This window comes from Providencia sp. PROV129 (assembly GCF_028482245.1).
Classification (GTDB): domain Bacteria; phylum Pseudomonadota; class Gammaproteobacteria; order Enterobacterales; family Enterobacteriaceae; genus Providencia; species Providencia vermicola.
The window spans coordinates 362,316-383,175 of record NZ_JAMPQD010000006.1 but is presented as its reverse complement, the minus strand read 5'-3'; the positions used below and the strand labels follow the sequence as shown (position 1 = coordinate 383,175).

The window sequence follows — 20,860 nt, the reverse complement described above, 5'->3', positions numbered from 1 at the left end:
CGAGTTATCCTATTAAACCCTAATTACCAAGGTGTTTTCTTTTCCCACTCAGGGTCAAATCCTGCACAGGCGTCAGCCACTTTTAAGTAATCCGCATAGCTTTCAGCTAATAAAATTGGCGGGATATCTTTTAACTCTATGTAACTGCGATTCCATGAGCTTTGTTGACCACTTTCAAAGCTTAAGGAGTACAAGACCGCAGGAATATTTTCTTCTGGTACATAGCTTCCACTAAACTCAATGTAGACATAGAAACCTAGGCTAGCATAGTGTTTCGAGTAATGCATAAAGCTACCGCCATCCTCCGCTTGGCCACGCTGATACCCCATTTTGGTGAGCACACCACGTAACGTATAGGTATCTGTCAGCCAACCTTTGCGATCTTCGATTTCAGTGAGTGCGAGGTCTAATTCAGGGATTTTGTGTTCCATTTGCGAGAACAAAAATTTCACTTTGTAATCTTTAAAATGGACCAACCAACCTTTTCTTTCATCTTCCGAAATCAACGCAGCATGAGCCAGTTTAATTGATGACCCTGCGCTTAACTCGATTTCATCATCCTCAAGGTTAAGCAGACTACCATCATCTGAAGGACGGAATACATTGATAACCTTATCGTTATCTATTTCCATCCAGACAAGCCTTTCAATCAAACCGCGCATAATCGGATGAGCTTGGATATATTCTTGCCAGTCTTGTGTAGTCCACAAACGTTCCGCACACATTGCTTCGTATAAGCGTGCAGTTTGTAGATCAATAACTTGCTTAAGTTCCTTTTTACTGGAACTCAGTAATTTTTTCGATTCTTTAATCAGCTCTTCATTATCCGTTTTACGGGCGGCTGGTAATGCTTTGATCTCTTTGCCTTCAGGGTTAAACAACACCAATTTTTGTTGGGGATCTAGTTTTGCAGTAAAAGTACGCTCGCCATACTCAAGGGCAAGTACCCCTGTTTCATCCATTCCTGCTGTTGGAATAGTCCGGTCGGCAAGTTCATCGGCACTCCAGCCATTACGCTCCGCTATTTGAGCCACTAAACCACGTGCTTTTTCTTGTACAGAAGCGGTACGATAACGGCGTGAAAGTGAGAGTAATAATTGAATAATGAGCGGGTCATTGCTGGTTGCTACCGCATCAATCATGGCTTCAATCTGTGCGCGACGCTGATAATGATCACGCATATAATTACGTAACGCGGTGACTGCAATGTGCCCTTCAATACCACAAATGAGCGCTAGCATGCCTTTATCGGTAATCGCTGACCCTAAATAACGGCGAAGCACTTCATTCTTAATGTCATTAATACACTGCTCAAGGGTGTAATTTTCATACTGACTGTAATACTCTGGCCAACGTTTTACCCAATCTTGGTAGTTGGTTAAACGCTGTGGTGCATCTCGTTCTGCTTCTGCCATTGCCATTTCTAGCGATGGGCCTGCGGTATCTTGAGCAATAAAGCTATTGAGCATAAAGCTTCCAAGCTTACGCTGGCTATCCACTGATAACAAACTGATATAACGCTGTAATAAACCATTACCTGCTGGCATTTTTAATTTCACAGCTAAAATAACCCACCAGCGAATAATTTCCCCATCGACAGGTTTATTATTTTGCCAAGTCAGTGCAGGTAAAGAATCTAAATTAAACCAAGACATGCTTGCTGGCGCTTTACCCTTAAGCCCTTTTTGTGCTTCAGCTAATAGGACTTTTGGTGATAAATAACTGGAAATGTCTTCCCCAAATTGTTCCAACGCCGTTAATAGTGCAGCACGCACAATTTCACGTTTTTCTTTTTTCAATAATGCATATAGAGGTTTTAAAGAATCAGGGTGTTTAAGGCGCGCTAGCCACTCAATGGCAGTCACACGAATTTCTTGTTTACCTGAGTCTAAACCTTCTGCTGCATTAACATGAATATTCGGCAATGTTTCGAGTAATTTTTGCGCACTTAAACGATGCGTTTTATTCTCTCCTAACGCGAGTTCCATAATACGTGGAATAAAGCGAGCAGGAATAGTTGGTAACATCGCTAATACTTCTATACCACTTGAAGCATCATATTCTTGGTAGTAGCGTTGTTTTGCTTGCTGCGGAATTAACCCTAATGCTTCGGCGATAAAATCAGGGTATTGCGTAAAGAACGGCCAAACTTGCTGCGGTTGATTAAACAGTTTTAAGCCATCATTGTATGAACGCAAACAGAAATCTGCAATTAGACGGTGAGCCTGTTGATAATGGCAATGAGTTAATACCTGTTCTAATTGACGTAATTCAATTTGGCCAATAATACGTGGTGGAACTTCACGGGTCAGGTAATAATGAGAAAAATGATCCATTCCCGTGCGGTTATGACTAATCAGACGTAATGCATGAAATAACGTAAACTCTGGGAGATTATTAATACGCTCTTTGAATTTCACCACATTGTATTCATGGTCAGTAATCACCTCTTTGCCTGAGTTCAACTTATCAATAATTTTTGCGCAGGTTTTCGCATCCAGTTTTTGGAATTCTTTATAATGACGCTGTGCCCAGTTGTACGTGTGCTTTTGCTTTTTATTCTCTTCAATTTCATTCTCTGCATTTTCTTTGGCTTTTTGCAGCATCTCATTGAAGTTATTGATTAAGATATCTTTTGCACTCTCTGGTAGTGGGGTGTCTTCAAGTTCAACAAGCGCTGGCAGCGCAGTTTCCTCAATTTCACTGGCGCTATCCATCACCGAAAAACGTGAAATGGCACTTTCAATACTTTTCAATACCGTTTTGTTGGTTTCCGTTTGCAATGCAGCTTCGAGAACTTCTCTATCTTTACCAATTCGGGCAAATAAATCCGCGGCTTGCGTACGCTGCTTTGGTGTTCCTTCTGTTAGCACTTTGGTCAAATATAGTTTGACTGATTCATCAGGTAGAATAGACAGTGTAGGCTCTGCGGCACTGCGTACGGTTTTTAATGAACTGGTTGCAAATGTCACTAAACAATCTGCAAACACCGAATATAATGCTTTATCTTTTTTCAGAACATTGATTAGCTGCACTTGCCCTGCGGCAGACAAATTACCAATCAATGTCTGCTTAATAAAACCTTGCTGTGCAATTAAATATTCTTTAAAGCCTGGGAGAACAAATAACCGGTTTAAGTTCTCATAGTGGTAATCCGACAAATGTTGTCTATCGAAGATAATATACAACACTGAGTTAGCGGGCTTATCTGTTTCTTTGCTAATCATCTCAGACAACAATTCCACATTCCAATGCTTACGGTGATCTAATTTTTCATCACGAGAATTGTCGAAGGTTTTGGAAAATGCATCGCCGACTAAATAACTTACCCATGACGGTAATTCGGATGTCAGCACTTTAATATTAATATCTTGGCAGGCAGCGGCTAATACTTTGGCAAATCGCGCAACTTGCTCTGCACTCACACCATCGCCGACTTTGGAATACAGTTTATGGCGGGCATTACTCCCTTGACGGATCACTTTATTATATTGGCCCGTATTAAAATTATTACCTCCCCACCACCAATCCACAGTGCCTGGTTTGTCTAATAAAATAACGGCTTTTTCGGTATCCAGTTGGCTTAATTTTACCAAGACTTCTGGCGATGTTCCTTCCAGTACATATTCAACCACCATTTTGGGTAAAGAATCATCCAAGACGGATAACGGTAAAACCGCTTCTTGAACATATTGTTCAGCCACTTTACTGCTTTTTTTCCCAAAAATAGAAAGTATATCAAACGTAAACTTCGCCATGTCGTATCCCTAAAAGTTTTTATATAACAACTTCTTACCATTTTATTTTTCTCGTCACAATTTGATTATTCTTAATCACTTTTATTTAAGATAACTCCCTTTCATTGTGAACGATTTTTAATTTTACTCATTCTAATCTTTGCAATTTCTTTCACTAAAAAATTCGCTTTTATTGAATAAATGAGTGGCGAATTACCAAGCAAGAATATTCATGATCAACACCACAGCTAACAATCCGCAAAAACCCTAACTGCAAACTGTTCTGTATTTTTTCTCATATTAGCATCAAGCATTGATGTTTTTTTCTTCAAAAACAGATTGACTGTACATATAATACAATATTAGACTAAAAGTCTAATATGTGCTTTTTTGTCAAGTTCGAGGTTGCTATGAGCCAGTCAATTCAATATATCAATGCCCCTACTCTGCTCCCGCCACGAGGCCACTATTCCCATTGTGTGGGCGCTAATGGGTTTATGTTTATTTCGGGTCAATTACCCGTCGATGTTTCAGGGCAAGCAATCACTGATACCCCCTTTAACGTTCAGGCTAAATTAGTATTAAAAAATCTTGACGCTTGCTTGTCAGCCGCCAATATAACAAAAGCAAATTTAGTCCAAGTGCGTGTTTATATAGCTGATATGAATGATTGGCAGGAATTTAATCAAATTTATGCAGCGTGGATAGGTGACTTTCGCCCTGCTCGCGCTGTTGCAGGTGTTTCTGAACTTCACTTTAACGCAGCGCTCGAAATTGAAGCAACTGCGGTTTTAGGCTAATTCAAAAAATTTCAACGAGGCATAAAATGACGGGTTTAACTTTACCAACTTATCGAGATGTTGAAGCAGCAGCTAAGCGCATCGCGGGGTTTGCACACAAAACCCCTGTACTCACCTCAACAACCGCCAATAAAGAATTTGGTGGTGAGCTATTTTTTAAATGCGAAAATTTCCAACGGATGGGGGCATTTAAATTTCGTGGCGCATTCAATGCACTTGCCCAATTTACACCAGAGCAGAAAAAAGCGGGGGTAATTGCCTTTTCATCCGGTAACCACGCACAAGGTATCGCCCTTGCAGCCCAATTACTGAATATACCAGCAACAATTCTCATGCCAAACGACGCACCTGCTGTTAAAGTTGCGGCGACCCAAGGTTATGGCGCCAATGTTGTGCATTTCGATAGGTACACGCAAGACCGCGAAGCATTATGCAAGCAACTCGCAGAACAACAGGGTTTAACCATCATTCCACCTTATGACCACCCTCATATTATTGCAGGGCAAGGCACATCCGCTATGGAGCTGTTCCAAGAGGTGGGTGAATTGGAAGCCTTATTTGTTTGCTTAGGCGGTGGCGGCTTGCTATCTGGCTGTGCACTTGCTGCTCGCCAATTATCCCCTAACTGTCAAGTTTATGGTGTCGAGCCGTTAGCGGGTAACGATGCACAGCAATCTTTCCGCCAAGGTAAAATTGTCCATATCGATACACCAAAAACCATCGCTGATGGCGCGCAGACCCAACATTTGGGGCAGTATACATTTGAAATTATTAAAAATAATGTCGATGATATTTTTACTGTTACCGATGAGCAACTTATTGACAGAATGAAATTTTATGCAGAGCGCCTGAAAGTGGTTGTTGAACCAACGGGTTGTCTATCCTATGCTGCTGCGTTAGCGCAAAAAGACCAATTCCAAGGTAAACGAGTCGGTATTATTGTCAGTGGTGGTAATGTCGATATCAATCGCTTTGCTGAATTAGTTTCACAGTAACTCTCCACCCTTTATCTATTAGCGAGATAAAAAATGGGTTAAAATTAATAAATTAACGCTTTTAGATAAGGGGGTTTTATGTCTAGCACCAAGGAAAATACATTATTGGCGCAAATCGAAACAATCGCCAAAGGGCTGAGCGAAACTTTTGCACCATTTTGTGAGGTTGTCGTTCATGACCTAAAAAACCCCGAACATTCAATTTTATCGATTCATAATAATTTGTCTGGTCGTCAAGTAGGCGAGCCTACCACAGAACTCGGCTTAGCACGCATTGAATCTGCTGATTTTCCTAATATTGTCGCCAATTATACCAATCAATTTTCCGATGGACGCCCCGTTAAAAGCACATCTATTGGTATCAAAAATGAGAATGGTGAATATGTTGCTGCTTTGTGCCTAAATTTAGATATGACGTTATTTCGGGGGATGCAAAGTGTATTGTCGCAATTTATTGAAGTTGGAAATAGCCCAATCAAAGAACATATTGAGCCCAATGGATCAGAAGCTATTCGTCATCGAATCGATCAATATGCCGCGACACTTGCCGCAACACCGCGGACATTAAAAGCGGAAGAACGAAAAAACCTCATAGAAATTTTACGTAGCGAAGGCTTGCTTGACGTCAAAAAATCCATGGAAACAGTTGCACAGCATCTTGGTGTTTCACGTGCTTCTGTTTATTTGTATGCTAAAAAATAGACTTGTTTATTATTAAATAATTAACCATTTGCACGTTTTAGAATAGTTTTAATACTAATAGGGAAAAAATTATTTACATCAACGCCAACATTCATCGCTCGAGGCCCTAAAATATCTAAGCGTTTACGTTGTTCTGGGTCTTTTCCTGAATTATGCACATGGCCATATAAATGGATTGCATCACGAAAAAAACCTTGCCATTCTAAGATAGGATAGTGAAATAAAACAAATTTTTGTTTTTGATAATCCAACTCGTAATAACTCTTCACCCATTCAAAGAGTGATGAATCAAACTCTGGATCATCTAAAAACTTGTCATGGTTACCACGAATAAGGTATTTTTTGCCCGATAACCTGCGCAAAATTTTATTCGCATCCGCCCCATTACCTTTGTATAAAAAATCCCCCAAGATGTAGATTTCATCATGGTCTGTTACATAAGCATTCCAGTTATGAATCAACGTATCATTCATGTGGCTAGTGCTTTTGAAAGGACGATCACACAGGTTGATAATATTAGAGTGGCAAAAATGGGTATCTGAAATAAAATAAATCATATAAAACCTAAAAATCTATAGTTAAAAATTATCTTTAAGCAACGAATTGCTTGGTAGCTATCATATCCTAATGATTTTTAATTGCTTTACAGAATAGGCTGAAAAATCACCTTATCGTTTCTCCTTTTCCTCCCAAATTGCACGCCCTTGCCAATACTCGTCAAAAAACTGTAAAAACTGACGTACTTTCGGTGGCAAATAGCGTTTTGTTGGATATAACGCACAAATCGGTGCCTCTGGCTTCGAAAACTCGGTTAAAATAGGACGTAAATTTCCTTGCGCGATTTGCTCACCCACCAAGAAAGCACCCAATTGGCAAATGCCATGCCCCTGTAATGCCGCATTTAAAATCGCTTCCGTATCATTCAACACAAGCCGCCCTTTCGGCATATAACTTTGCACCGCTGAACCCAATTTAAATTGCCAAGGTACATTCAAACCACGATGACAAAAAATCAATGTATTATGCTGCTCCAGCGATTGCACTGTTGTTGGGTAACCAAACTCCTGAAGATACTGAGGTGACGCGCAGGTAATAAAACGGTGTGGAGCAAGCACTTTGCGAACCAAGCGATTATCATCATTACCGCCAATACGAATAGCAATATCAAAACCGTCTTTAACGATATCGCAATAATCATCAGAAAAATCAATATCGACTTCAACCTCTGGCCAACGCGCTAAATAATCATGCACGAGAGGCATAATAAAACGCTTACCAAAAACCACGGGAACCGTAATCCTTAATAGGCCCCGAGGCTGCTGTTGGCCTTGACTAAGAATATTTTCAACATTTTCAATTTCTTGTAATATTTTTAGCGCGGAGCCATAAACAATCTGGCCCTCATCACTCAGATGAATACTTCTCGTTGTTCTATTAAATAACCGCGTCTGTAATCGACTCTCTAAGCGTGTAATACACTTGCCAATTGCAGATCGCGATAACGACAGACGTTCTGCTGAGCGCGTAAAACTGCTTGTTTCAACGACATCAACAAACACTCTTAAATCAAGCAAGTTATCTATTGATAGCGACGCCTTATTGACCACGATAATTCCCCAATGTTAATACAAATCGATCATTTATCTTATATATCGTCCCCTATAAACTTTTTCAACACATTTATTTATCTGTAGGAACATTATGTCACGCAATTCTTTTGAAACTTCGCCATCTGTTCATCCATTTCGTTCATGGATGGCTGTTTTATCCCTTACCCTTGCAACCTTTATTGTTGTCACGACGGAGATGCTCCCTGTAGGATTGCTAACACCTATTTCTGAGCAATTCTCTGTCTCTGTGGGATTAAGCGGTTTATTAATGGCCTTGCCCGCCATCGTCGCTGCCCTTAGTTCGCCTTTCATTATTTTATTTGCTAAACAAATAGACCGAAAAACCCTGCTTATCTTTGGGGGAAGTTTACTGATGGTGTGTAATTTATTAGCCGCTGCCACGCCTTATTTTTGGTTACTATTTGTCAGTCGAATACTTGTTGGACTTTGTATTGGGGTTATTTGGGTAATTGCGGGTGGGATTGCGCCCCGTTTAGTGGACAAAAAGCATATTGGATTTGCGACATCACTGATTTTTGGCGGTGTTGCGGCCGCATCCGTTATGGGGATCCCGCTTGGCGTTTTTATTGGGGGGATATGGAGCTGGCGTAGCGCATTTATCTTTATGGGTGTTTTATCATTTATTTTAACCTTATTGATGGCTATTTATTTACCTAAGCTACCTACAAATTCAGTAACAACAAAAGACGCTTTTGCTGAACAACTAAAACGCCCGATTATAATTGCTGGCCTACTCCTCACGCTATTATTAGTTTCTGGCCACTTTATGGTGTTCACTTATATTCGCCCATTATTAATTGCACATTTTAATTTAGACAACCATCAAATCAGTTTTGCTTTGCTTCTTTATGGTATTACAGGAATTTTAGGCAATTTTATCTTCGGGATGGCCTCTAGCCGAAATATAAAGCTATCTATTTTTGGGATAATTAGTTTAATAATTATCAGCCTAATTTTATTTGTATATTTGCCATTAAACGTTTTTTGGGGCTATTTTATCATCGCACTTTGGGGAGTGGCATACGGTGGAGTCTCTGTATCCTTAATGAATTGGATGATCGGATATAGCATTTCGCGAATTGAGATTACGAGCGCCTTGTATATCGCATTCTTCAATGGAGGAATTGCTTTTGGGTCAGCATTAGGCAGCCTTATTGTTTCCACCTACTCATTAAATACAAACATACTTACTGCATTGTTTTTACTTCTTTTTTCACTTATAGTGCTAATATTTAGCCGATTTATATCTGTTAGATAATAAACTGTGTTATTTTCTGCAAAATTACAGCAATGCTGCTACATTCGCTTTCTTAGCAACCTTTATCCATTTTTGGGGCTAGTATTTGCTACACTATGGCGGCATAAATAGCACAACATTCAATTCAGCGGAAAAAAAATGACAACCAAGCAACCTATTTCACTTTTTCATGATGCATTTGGCGCTCCTGAGAACCCTGCCGTTGTACTCGTGCCAGGTCTAGGCGGCCACAACATTAGTTGGACAACAGATTTTTGCCAACAAATCGCTAGCGCAGGTTTTTATATTATCCGAATTGATAACCGTGATGCGGGTTTATCTCCTCATATGGATAATTTCCCTCCAATCAACCTAGGGGAATTGATTCAAAAAATGCAAACAGGACAACCATTCGATATCGCATATACGTTATTCGATATGGTGGACGATATTGTGCATTTATTAGATAGCTTATCAATTGATAAAACGCATATAATTGGTCGTTCAATGGGCGGAATGATCGCTCAATTATTTGCGGCGAAATACCCTGAACGCACAATCACTTTGTCCCCGATTATGTCTTCAACAGGGAACCCCAACTTACCGCAAAGTGCCCCTGATGTGATGCAAATGTTGATGAGTTCAGGCGCAAACCCCAAAGAAGATTTTGAGGCTTATCTGGCTGGGCAACTTGCCTTTTATCGCCGTATTAGCTCAAGTTGTTGCCCATTTGATGAGGAATATTACCGCGATTATGTGCAACAAGCCCTTGCTCGAAACTATTCACCTGAAGGTACTAAACGCCAAATTGTTGCTGTCGCGGTGACTGGTGATATGCGTCCACATCTGAGCCACATTAATGTTCCTACGTTAGTTATTCACGGCTCAATTGACCCGTTATTCCCCGTTGAAGCGGGTCAAGATATCGCAGATAACATTTCGAACGCAAAAATCGCCATTATTGAAGGTATGGGCCATGAGACACCCCCAGCCATTAACCCACAGATTGCAAAACTAGTAGTTGAGCATTTAGGTTCAGCAAATTAACTAAAAAGGTGCTCTTTGATAGCACCTTTTCTATAACCACCCCTGCTTTTTATGCTGCGAGCATATTGGGCAAGTTTGCACATCCTCTTCCCACGAAAAAAAGGGTAAATGGCAAGTATGACATTTGGCATCATAGTAATGAAATACGGTAGGCTCGCTATGCTTAGCTGTGTGCTCATAAACTTGAATCGATTTTGGAAAGCATACCACTTGGCAACTCATACAGCCTGTGCAACGCTTTTCATCTAAAATGAATTGGTTATCGCCAATTTGTATCGCGTTTTCATCACATACTTTCGCGCACGCCCCACATAAAATACAGCTTTCGTTTTCAAGTTCTATCTTGAACCAGCTATCTTCTGGATAAAATTGTTTCCGTGCATTAAGCCCTGTTTTCACCTGCCCTTTACTCAGGGGTTTCTGGTCTAACTTTTGACGAAAGAGCATCATACGGCGCCCACTATCTACTGCAAGAGGTTGCTCAATACGTAGCTGCCAAATAGGCTCTTGTAATGTTTTTAACTTAAGATTGAGAGCCGCTATCGTTGGTAACCATTTATCAACCAAGGGTTCCGCTATTTGAATACCCCGAATTTGAAATTGTTTATGCCAAACAATCAGTTCTTCCGTCATTGCGACAGGCTCATCATAGTTAACTACTAAATAATCCTGTTGATATGTACGTTCGTGAGGCGAAATATTTTCAATAGCATCAACAGGACAGGAGAAAAGACAGTTACCACACTGGAAACAAAGATCATTATCAATTTTCGCATCCATGTGACTAAACGAGATAGCATTCACTGGACAGCTGGTAGAACAGTTATCACAAATGCTATTTTTGAGGCGTTTTCTCACGCAATTGCTATTAATTATGGGTTCAGGAGGAAGCTCTAGATTCATAAAACGTTTTATCACTTGGCCCCCCTTACATGGCAAAAAATTATCTTAAAAAATGCATACATTAAATTCATAGGAAAATGTTAGCATTAAACAGACAGTAAGTTTACTGCAACTTACTGTCTCCAAAGATGATTCAAGCCAAAAAACTTGCTTAAATACCCAAAATACTGATTAATTTAAAATATTATGGTCTAAATCAGATGATTTTTGACTAGTTTTACGGATTCCCACGTCGCTAAAGTATTATTTAAATCACCACTCGTGGTACTGAGTGTCTCATCTTGCATACGGACAGAAGCGAGTGTGCTCACTAAATACTCTAACTTTTGCAATACGTTATCTGACCGACTATCATTGTCCCATTGTTGATGAACAATTTTGGGCGCTTGTCTATTCAGGCATTGAAATATTTTTATTGTTCGCCCTTTTTCTGACTCGTAGTGATAACGTGTTGTGTTGCTGATATGATCTGGTGCTTCTCTAATAACATATGCTTAAAATTCACGAGATAAATCGTATTTTCCCCACCCAAACTATAAATCGAATTCCAACCTAGTAAGTCACCGTTGATAATAAATACATTCTCTCCCTTTTCATCCACTAATAATCCATTAGCGCCATTGCTTATCAATACGTCATCACCACCTAATAAGTTTATTTAACTTTGCTTGGCGTACAAAACATTATATTCATATTGAGAACCATTGTTTTCTTATATTATACCTATAGTTATTGCTTTTAATTGATTAACCTCGTCCATTAGGTTAACCCATGAGTCTATATTTAACGTTTCCTCTAATTGCTCCCCTGCTAATACTTCCATCTTAATTCCTTTTATTTAGTTGTGGAATCTTAAAGATAGCAAACAATAATTTATTAATGTGTCTTTTCTTTACTTTCAGGAGTAAATATTATAACAATGTAATTACTTAACTAAAAAATAATATACCAAAGCCATCAAATTGATAAACTCTAATATTATTAGAAGTTATACTATTTCTTGTTAAGCTATCAAATACGGTAACTTTTTTGCCGTTTAACCAAGAAATTTTTCTATTAAGGCTTATATATGAATAACTTTGAGTTTTATAACCCGACACGCATCGTTTTTGGGGATGGAAAGATAAGTGAATTAGGCAGATTGATCCCTGAAAGTGCAAAAGTTCTCATTTTATTTGGCGGTGAAAGCGCACGTAAAACGGGCACATTAGATGAGGTTGAACGCGCTTTAGGTTCAAGACATTTTTCACTTTTTGGTGGGATAGAAGCTAATCCGCGCTATGAAACTCTCATCAAAGCGGTTGATAAAATAGAAAAGGAAGGCTTTGATTTTTTACTCGCTGTTGGCGGTGGCTCAGTGATTGATGGCGTAAAATTTGTTGCTGCGGCAGTTAACTATCCTGGTGACAAATGGGAAGTTGTTACAAAGGGCGGTACAACAATTCAAACTGCATTACCCTTTGGGACTGTATTAACCCTCCCCGCAACTGGCTCAGAAATGAATAAAGGCTCCGTAATTACACGTGAAGAATTACAGTCTAAGTTAGCCTTTATGAGTGATAAGGTTTTTCCACAGTTTTCAATTCTTGACCCAGTGAAAACCTACACACTCCCACCTCGCCAAATTAGTAATGGTGTAGTTGATGCATTCGTTCATGTTATTGAACAGTATTTAACCTATCCTGTGAATGCCTATGTTCAAGATTCTTTCGCAGAAGGTTTATTGAGAACGCTCATAGACATTGGTCCTAAAGCACTCGAAACCCCAAGAGATTATGACATCCGTGCAAATTTAATGTGGACAGCGACGTTAGCACTCAATGGCTTAATTGGTGTTGGTGTTCCACAAGATTGGTCTACTCACATGTTAGGCCATGAAATTACTGTGCTTTATGGTTTAGATCACGCACAAACACTCGCAATCGTGCTGCCATCAATGTTGCTTGAGAAATTGCCACAAAAACAAACAAAATTGGCACAATACGCTGAACGAGTGTGGGGGATCACAAACGGGAACGACCAAGAGAAAGCATTAAAATCGATTGAGTTAACCCGTCAGTTTTTCGAAGCCATGAATGTAGGCACACATTTTAGTGATTATCAGCTTTCATCCGATGTTATTGAGCCCCTAGTAAAAAGTTTAGAAGCACATAATATGGTTGAATTAGGCGAGCACCAAGACATCACCCTTGATGTAAGTCGCCGTGTCTATACTGCGGCACTGTAAGTTTAATGCCCGTTGATTAAATAGAGAGGTGTAGTTATACATCTTTCTATTTAAAAACAAAAAGAGCCTACCTAAATTATTCCCCCGACTTTAGTGCGATTTATTCTCAGCATATAACGTTTAATACGGTTTAACTGATTTCATATTACAATATAATTAATCGATAATGGCAGATTGATCTCCTCAAAATATTGTTTTCTATTTAGCGCATTATTGTCCATTTCTCATCGCACTGATTTTATGTATTTTATTACAATATCTTTTAGTTGAAACAAACAGTTAACAATAATAAAAATCCTAGGTCGTGTGTTATGTCAGCGAAATTCAGTATATCTAACAGTGCGTTACTTGCATCGTCTTTACTTCTGACCATTGGCCGTGGGGCAACACTACCATTTATGGCCATTTACCTAACCCGAGAGTATCAAATGGCAATTGATACTGTTGGGGTAGCTATGTCATTGGCGATGGTTGTTGGTGTGCTATTTAGCATGGCTTTTGGTATGCTCGCCGATAGGGTTGACAAAAAACGGTGCATGCTACTTGCTGTAGTTGCATTTATTGGCGGATTCATTGCTATTCCCCTCTCCAATAATGCCATTTTAGTGATCATATTTTTCTCCTTGATCAATTGTTCTTATTCTGTTTTTTCTACTGTTCTTAAAGCTTATTTTGCAGATACTCTGACCTTATCGTTAAAAGCTAAAGTCTTTTCCTTAAATTATACTTTTATCAATATCGGATGGACGATCGGTCCGCCTATTGGAACTTGGCTGTTAATGTACAGTATCAATTTGCCATTTTATTTGGCCGCTATCTCGGCAGCCTTCCCGATATTTTTCATTCAGCGATTTGTTCAAAGTATAAAACCTGCACAGCATCAGGATGGCAGTAAACGACCATGGAACCCAGCTGTAATGCTACATGACCGTGTACTTGCTTGGTTTATTTTATCAACATTCTTAGGGTCATTAGTTTTTGGGACGTTTACCACTTGGATTTCTCAATATGTTATTACGGTAGCAAATAGCGATTTTGCACAAGTCGTTATCGGCGTCATACTCCCTGTGAATGCGGTCGTTGTGGTAACGTTGCAATACACTGTCGGAAAACGGATCACCCCAGACAATTTGAAAAAGTTAATGACGTTAGGAAGTTTATTTTTCTTACTGGGTTTAGCCACTTTCATGTTTGCAGCAGAAAATCTCTATATTTGGGCTATTGGTGCTTTTCTTTTCACTTTAGGGGAACTGATTTATGCTCCAGGTGAATACATGTTGATTGATAGCATTGCCCCTGAAGGTATGAAAGCAAGTTATTTTTCAGCTCAATCGTTAGGTTTATTAGGTGGTGCTTTTAACCCAATGATGACTGGCGTAATTTTAACTGAATTACCCGCTTATTTTATCTTTATTATCTTGATGATAATTACTTTTTTAGCTTGGCTATCCATGTTAAATGGAATGAGATTGCGGCAAAACCAGTTGGATCATGTAGCCTAATCACTATCCTTGCTGCTTATCAGCAAGGATACTGCTATCTCATTGCTACTTTTACTCTTGTAATAAAAAATATTACTATACTAAATAATAGACTAATTAATATGGTAGACGTTAAAACACGGCCTTCAGAAATCAACCAAGAAAAAAGTGGGATAGCCAATAACAACACAATATTATTAAAGCTTTCTGAAATTGATAATATCAAACCTTTATTGTTCACATTTAGTCTGGCAAGTAACGAAGTGCTGATAGGTGAAATTAAACCTAATAGTACGCCAAATCCAAACAAACAAAAACAATCACCTATTAATGTTAACCAATCACTAATAAAGAGAAGAATAATCATGAATAAAAGCCTAATTATTGCTAGCACCAGTGATAGTTCGGAAACCTTGTATGAAACGACTTTTGCAACAATACTATTACCTATTATTAAACCAATTCCAAATAACCCCATTAAACTACCAGTCATCGCACTGTTAAATTGATACCTGCTTCGTAATATTTCACCTGCCAGTAGAAATAGGCAAACAGTAATACCATTCCAAATTCCTTTAGCAATAATAAATTTACTGATCATTCCATGCTTAAAAATATTGAATGAGCCTTGTTTTACCGTTGACGAAGCAACAGACGGCAAAACCTTAATGGAAATAAACAACACCAAAAGCCCTCCGACTGCCATAAATATAAATGGCATTCTCCATGAAAAATACTGTGTCATTACCCCTGCAAGAATTGGCCCTGTAATAATACCAAGCGTCATTCCCAGCATGACATATCCCATTGCAATGGCCTGTTTGTTTTCATCGATGACATCAGAAATAAAAGCAAACGTAATCGGCACTAAGGCAGCGGAAGCAACGCCACCAAAAACACGTAAAATAAGAGCTATCAAGAGATTAGGAGCAAACGTTATTGCAATACTATCAATTGAGATAAATAACATCGCAACGAGTAACATTTTGCGCTTATCCATTTTATCCGATAAGAACCCGACAACAGGCGCAGCTAGCGCATATGAGAATGCATAAGCGGATATTAACCATGAAATCTGTAATGCTTGTACATTAAAAGCATTCGCTAATGGAAACATTATTGCGGAAAGCATAAATTCAGTTGCACCAACAAGGTATACCGATATTGCTAATACAAATAGTAAACAACGATATGAAGTCATAGCATACTCTTTTAAGATTTTAAGTTAAAAAATAAGTTAGGCTTCAGAGAAGAGCCATTGTGGGATTATTAGATGATGATTCGATGAATGAAAAACATTTTAATAGGTAAGAGGTGTAACACTGAAATTGAATATCTGGGGGAATAAAAGAAACCAAGGAAAACAGAGGGGAGAAAGTAATAGAAATGTTTACTGATTAAACACTAAAATTGATTTTATTGCAATAGCAGATTAAAACATTGAGCATTAATAAACTATTCTTAATAGATTCTATATTTTATCTTTCGTTCACAGACACAATTGTACGACTTAGATGTAACAAGTTAAGTATTAATAGCGATTAAAAATCGACCATCTGCCTAACTAATTCATAAATAGCCATCTTTACATCAATAAACTGAGCAATACACTATCTTATAATGCAAAAACAATAATCAGATAAACGCATCTATTGTTGATTATGAAAAAAATGACATCAATCAGTTAAATTAACAATTGCATTTAAATATGTTTAGGTTAAATCAAGGTGTGCAGGCATGAGTATTACAACTCGATTAAAAATAGTTTCTTTCTTGCAATTCTTTATCTGGGGCTCATGGCTTGTCACGTTTGCCTCATACCTTTTTAATACACTCCATTTAAAGGGCGGTGAAATAGGATTAATATTCAGTACATTAGGAATATCTGCGTTATGTTCACCCATTATCATCGGATTTATTGCCGATAAAATTAATAATAGAAAGTTAGTTTATGTTTCTACTCATTTTCTTTCTGCAATTTTTTTAATCGTCATGGCGCATAGTGATACAATCACTCTTTTATTTATTGCCACATTAATTCATTTAATGTTTTACATGCCAACCATTTCAATTTGTAATAGTATTGTGTTTGAAATGTTAGGTACACGAAAATTAGATTCAGAGATTCATTTTCCAAAAATCAGAGTTTATGGAACTGTCGGATTTATTGTCGCAATGTGGACAATTAGTTTATTAAAACTAGAAATGAGTTATTACCAGTTATATGTAGGGGCTGCCGCCTCAATTGCTCTAGGTCTATTTTCTATATTTTTCATTACTACTAATAGTATCAATACTAAAAAAGCTGAGACATCTAACTTTAGTTGTCATAATATTATCTTGCTTTTTAAAAAAGGAAGAGTGGCAGTTTTTTTATTCTTTGCCATGCTATTAGGCTCTGTATTACAAATAACCAACACATTTGGTGTTCCATTTTTACAGGATATGGCATTAGCCCCCGAAGCCAGAGGCTCTATTTTCTCTGAATACCCCACTATCTTCTTGTCTATTTCACAATTTTCTGAAATTATTTTTATCTTATTGCTGCCTATTTTATTAAAAAGATTCAAAATCGAAACTATCTTACTTCTTAGCATGATTGCATGGATTTTACGATTAGGTTTATTTGCTTATGGTGATTTCACGGCAATAGGCACACTGGCCCTCTTCTTATCTATGATTGTATATGGTTGTGCATTTGATTTCTTTAATATCGCTGGCGCATTATTTTTGGAAAAAGAAATTGCCCCAGAATTTCGCTCCACTGCTCAGGGCGTTTTCACTACACTCGTTAATGGGTTTGGTACATTCTTAGGGGCGGTATTATGTGGCTGGGTTATTGAGCTCAATACCATTAATGGCGTTGTCGACTGGAAAACTTTCTGGATGGCCTTTACAGGGTATACAGCTGGTTTTACGCTTTTATATCTGATTTATATGTTAATCACTAAAAACCGTAAAACACAAATTGCTAGCTGATTAATCGTTTATTACCCCCCTATCTTACATAAGTTTAAGTCATAGGGGGGAGCACCAAATTATACACTTGTGACCTTTAATGCCTCCCCCAAAATTTTAATCGCATTTCGCCTCCTCGCGATCAAAGGTAGCGCATAATTCACCCTCAAATGGTTAGAAAAGCAGTCACCTGTAGAAAAATGTTCTCCTGTTAATACTGTGACTTTATTGCGATGCAAAATATCCCGTAATTTACGGTTATCTACGGGTAAATGTTCCACCCAAAGTGAAAAACCGCCTTGTGGCCTCGATATTCGGGTATTTGCAGGGAAATGTGTTTCCACTAATTCCTTATATTGGCACTGAAGCTCACTATAATGTTGACGCATTCGGCGTAAATGCAAAAAATAATGCCCTTCCTTTAGGAAATTAGCCATCACTTGTTGCATAAAAATTTCACCAGAACAATGGGATAAGTATTTTAAGTGCAAAACTTTTTCTTTATATTTACCTGGAATTATCCAACCAGTACGTGTTCCTGGAGCAACCGTTTTCGAAAATGAACTGCATAAAATTACATGCCCATTTCGATCCAGTGATTGAATCGTTGACGGCCGTGGGTATTGATACGCCAAACTCGCTAAACAATCATTTTCAATGACGGTTCCTTGATATTTTTCAACAATTTCGAGTAAACGCCGCTTGTTACTATCAGGCATAATACAACCCATCGGGTTATTACACGTTGGTGTCACCACCACTGCTTTCACATTCCAACACTCAAAAGCCTCTTCTAGCCTTTCAAGGTTTATACCTGTTTCAGGATCAATAGGAATTTCAATTATTTTTCTTCCTAAACCATACAATGTCTGTAATAGCCCTGGAAAAGTTGGCGACTCGACTGCAACAACATCATTCCCTTGTGTGCAAGCTTGCAAGGCAATAGATAACGATTGATGCCCACTTGTTGTCGTGACAACATCATCAGGCGTAAAAAGGTGGCGATCATCTGAAATTAAATAAATTTGTTCTCTTAATGCAGCAAGCCCTTGTAAATTATCATATTCAAGTGTCAGTGATTGCTTTCTACGTGTTACCATTGTCATTTCTTGCCACAATGGATCTAAACTTTTATCTTCAATATTTGGCACGGCACAAGACAAAGATGTTACACCTTCTCGTTCAGCAACACGTAAAAAATCCATGGTCGGATTCCACTGTGCGATCTGAACAGGTTTTTGAATATAATTCGCGACTTTCGGTAATAAAGATTCCGTTTTTTCGGGGATCACAAAGTACCCAGATTTAGGTACCGCATAAATGAGCTGTAGCCTTTCAAGTTCACGATAAGCAAGTTGCGCCGTGGTAATACTGACATCATGAGCTCTCCCAATGTCCCTCACTGATGGCAGCTTTTCACCACTAAGAAACTCTCCGCGCTTAATTTTTTCTTGCAACATTTGTGCAATTTGTTTGTACAGTAACACAGCAAAACCCTTTTCATTTTCCCCGTATGAATAATGTAATACAAAAATTAGTGCTTTTGATCTGTATTTTGCAAAAAATCATATCTGTCACTTTTTTATATTTTTCCTCCATGTAATTCTTAATAAAAATGAGCAGAACATTAGGATTACTTATGGAATATGAAAAAAACGTAAGGGGTAAACCATACCCAAATTTTATCTTATTACAGCCAATATTATGGTTATTTAAAAAACTAAATATGTTTATCAAAAAGAAAAGATATGAAAAATATAAAGGGCAAAAAATATAAATCAGCCATCCCCCATGTAAAAAATCTTGTTATCAAATTGATTTTTAAAGGATATAAAATGGGGACCTCACATTTTAATAAATAAAGATTATATTTATCTCTGTTATGAACAACTAAATGAGAGAATAAGAAAATATTAATATCGATTATGAATAATTTATTAAGGTGCTCCTTAATAAACTCGATTATTAACTTTGCACTTTAATCGAGTTACTCGCTGATTTTGGTTAAACTACCTTGTGCCTCTTTTAATAATAAGGCCTGTTTACGATCGATACCCCAGCGATAACCTGATAGTTCGCCATTATTTCTCACCACTCGGTGGCAAGGAATAGCCACCGCTAGCATATTTGCCCCACATGCGCTCGCGACTGCTCTAACCGCTTTAGGGTTCCCTATTTTTTTTGCTATATCACTGTAGCTAACCGTTTTTCCAACAGGAATATCACGCAAGGCTTGCCATACACGCTGTTGGAATACAGTTCCTTGAATATCAAGCGGCAAATTAAAACCAATCTCTGGTGCTTCAATAAAACCAACAACGTCAGCAATAACTTGTTCGAAGTTGATATCACCACCGATTAATTCAGCATTTGGAAATTTATCTTGTAAATCATTAAGTAACTTTTCAGGATCGTCCCCAAGTAAAATTGCACATACGCCGATCAGACTTTGTGCAACCAATACTGTTCCTAATGAACATAAAGCAAGTGCAAAATAAATTTTGCTACCATTTCCACCTGATTTCCAAGCTCGTGGCGTCATGCCTAATCGCTGTGTTGATGTTTCATAAAAACGGCTATTTGATTGATACCCTGCATCATAAATTGCATCAGTAATACGCTCTTGTTCTTGCAGTTGAGCCTGCAATTTTTTATGCCGAAAAGCGTCCGCATAAGCTTTTGGCGTTAACCCCGTTTGTGATTTAAATAATCGATGAAAATGGTAACGACTGATCCCGACATAATCTGCCAATTCGGCCAGCGTTAACGACTGGCTATTTTGCTCAATATAACGGCAAGCTTTTTCTATTTTCTGTTTATAAAATTGTGTTAATTGCGTTGCCTCTGTACGATGTCGTTTTCCTTGGCGATAACCTTGTGCAATCGCTTGGGCTTCATTATCAAAAAATTCAATATTTTCTCGTTTAGGCAAGCGCCCAGCCGCAGATGGATGGTTGTAAATAAGTGACGTTTTTACACCATAAACAAAATGGCCATCCGCTGTTTTATTTCTTTCAACAACTGCTTGCCAGCGCTGTTCTGGTGTTTTCCATATGTTTTTAATCGTCATGATAATGTCCTTTCCTAATTTAATAACGTCATTATGACGGATAAGCCACATAAAGAATCTCCGCAGCTTGCT

The 20,860-nt window shown here is 38.3% G+C and carries 16 protein-coding genes; 8 read left to right on the top strand and 8 right to left on the bottom strand.

Going from position 1 to position 20,860, the window contains the following annotated elements; all coding sequences use genetic code 11:
- Window positions 1-23 precede the first annotated feature (23 nt).
- Window positions 24-3,758, bottom strand: coding sequence for a DUF4132 domain-containing protein (locus tag PSF27_RS04630; protein ID WP_272516284.1), 3,735 nt, complete (start codon window positions 3,756-3,758; stop codon window positions 24-26).
- A gap of 389 nt (window positions 3,759-4,147) precedes the next feature.
- Between PSF27_RS04630 and PSF27_RS04625 the strand changes: the two genes are divergently transcribed.
- The 3 genes from PSF27_RS04625 to PSF27_RS04615 all read left to right on the top strand — a co-directional run bounded on the left by PSF27_RS04625 (window position 4,148) and on the right by PSF27_RS04615 (window position 6,234).
- Window positions 4,148-4,537 (top strand): RidA family protein, encoded by a 390-nt coding sequence (locus tag PSF27_RS04625; protein ID WP_206086008.1) that lies wholly within the window; start codon window positions 4,148-4,150, stop codon window positions 4,535-4,537.
- A gap of 26 nt (window positions 4,538-4,563) precedes the next feature.
- Window positions 4,564-5,532 carry a threo-3-hydroxy-L-aspartate ammonia-lyase gene (locus PSF27_RS04620; protein ID WP_206086007.1) on the top strand — a complete coding sequence of 323 codons (969 nt, stop codon included), beginning with the start codon at window positions 4,564-4,566 and terminating at the stop codon, window positions 5,530-5,532.
- Between the two features lie 78 nt (window positions 5,533-5,610).
- Entirely contained in the window at window positions 5,611-6,234 is a 624-nt protein-coding gene (locus PSF27_RS04615) for a helix-turn-helix transcriptional regulator (RefSeq protein ID WP_206086006.1), read from the top strand.
- A 20-nt stretch (window positions 6,235-6,254) separates the two neighbouring features.
- On the opposite strand, the gene PSF27_RS04610 is transcribed toward PSF27_RS04615, so the two are convergent.
- Both PSF27_RS04610 and PSF27_RS04605 read right to left on the bottom strand, forming a co-directional pair.
- Window positions 6,255-6,791 (bottom strand): metallophosphoesterase family protein, encoded by a 537-nt coding sequence (locus PSF27_RS04610; protein ID WP_206086005.1) that lies wholly within the window; start codon window positions 6,789-6,791, stop codon window positions 6,255-6,257.
- 111 nt (window positions 6,792-6,902) lie between these two features.
- Window positions 6,903-7,841: a LysR family transcriptional regulator gene (locus PSF27_RS04605; RefSeq protein WP_272680959.1), complete on the bottom strand. Its 939-nt coding sequence runs from the start codon at window positions 7,839-7,841 to the stop codon at window positions 6,903-6,905.
- 94 nt (window positions 7,842-7,935) lie between these two features.
- Between PSF27_RS04605 and PSF27_RS04600 the strand changes: the two genes are divergently transcribed.
- Window positions 7,936-9,123, top strand: a complete 1,188-nt coding sequence (locus tag PSF27_RS04600) for an MFS transporter (RefSeq protein WP_272680958.1) — start codon at window positions 7,936-7,938, stop codon at window positions 9,121-9,123.
- 138 nt (window positions 9,124-9,261) lie between these two features.
- The gene (locus PSF27_RS04595) at window positions 9,262-10,149 is read left to right on the top strand and encodes an alpha/beta fold hydrolase (protein ID WP_206086003.1); all 888 of its coding nucleotides are present in this window, start codon (window positions 9,262-9,264) and stop codon (window positions 10,147-10,149) included.
- Window positions 10,150-10,179: 30 nt separating this feature from the next.
- Here PSF27_RS04595 and PSF27_RS04590 read toward each other — a convergent pair whose 3' ends face one another.
- Together PSF27_RS04590 and PSF27_RS20995 are read right to left on the bottom strand one after the other, a co-directional pair.
- A complete protein-coding gene (locus PSF27_RS04590) occupies window positions 10,180-11,052 on the bottom strand; it encodes an ATP-binding protein (RefSeq protein ID WP_306803690.1) in 873 nt (290 codons plus the stop codon).
- 191 nt (window positions 11,053-11,243) lie between these two features.
- Window positions 11,244-11,384 carry a hypothetical protein gene (locus tag PSF27_RS20995; protein WP_272680957.1) on the bottom strand — a complete coding sequence of 47 codons (141 nt, stop codon included), beginning with the start codon at window positions 11,382-11,384 and terminating at the stop codon, window positions 11,244-11,246.
- 737 nt (window positions 11,385-12,121) lie between these two features.
- On the opposite strand from PSF27_RS20995, the gene PSF27_RS04580 reads away from it, so the two are divergent.
- Both PSF27_RS04580 and ydeE read left to right on the top strand, forming a co-directional pair.
- Window positions 12,122-13,279: an iron-containing alcohol dehydrogenase gene (locus PSF27_RS04580; RefSeq protein ID WP_206086002.1), complete on the top strand. Its 1,158-nt coding sequence runs from the start codon at window positions 12,122-12,124 to the stop codon at window positions 13,277-13,279.
- A gap of 311 nt (window positions 13,280-13,590) precedes the next feature.
- Window positions 13,591-14,781, top strand: coding sequence for an efflux MFS transporter YdeE (gene ydeE / locus PSF27_RS04575; RefSeq protein WP_272538428.1), 1,191 nt, complete (start codon window positions 13,591-13,593; stop codon window positions 14,779-14,781).
- A 34-nt stretch (window positions 14,782-14,815) separates the two neighbouring features.
- Here the strand turns inward: ydeE and PSF27_RS04570 are convergent, their stop codons facing one another.
- On the bottom strand, window positions 14,816-15,961 hold the full coding sequence (locus PSF27_RS04570; protein ID WP_272680956.1) for an MFS transporter: 1,146 nt from the start codon (window positions 15,959-15,961) through the stop codon (window positions 14,816-14,818).
- 536 nt (window positions 15,962-16,497) lie between these two features.
- On the opposite strand from PSF27_RS04570, the gene PSF27_RS04565 reads away from it, so the two are divergent.
- Window positions 16,498-17,739 (top strand): MFS transporter, encoded by a 1,242-nt coding sequence (locus PSF27_RS04565; protein ID WP_272680955.1) that lies wholly within the window; start codon window positions 16,498-16,500, stop codon window positions 17,737-17,739.
- A 59-nt stretch (window positions 17,740-17,798) separates the two neighbouring features.
- Here PSF27_RS04565 and PSF27_RS04560 read toward each other — a convergent pair whose 3' ends face one another.
- The gene (locus PSF27_RS04560; protein WP_206084369.1) at window positions 17,799-19,205 is read right to left on the bottom strand and encodes an aminotransferase-like domain-containing protein; all 1,407 of its coding nucleotides are present in this window, start codon (window positions 19,203-19,205) and stop codon (window positions 17,799-17,801) included.
- A 500-nt stretch (window positions 19,206-19,705) separates the two neighbouring features.
- The gene (gene ada, locus PSF27_RS04555; RefSeq protein ID WP_272573612.1) at window positions 19,706-20,788 is read right to left on the bottom strand and encodes a bifunctional DNA-binding transcriptional regulator/O6-methylguanine-DNA methyltransferase Ada; all 1,083 of its coding nucleotides are present in this window, start codon (window positions 20,786-20,788) and stop codon (window positions 19,706-19,708) included.
- Window positions 20,789-20,860 lie beyond the last annotated feature (72 nt).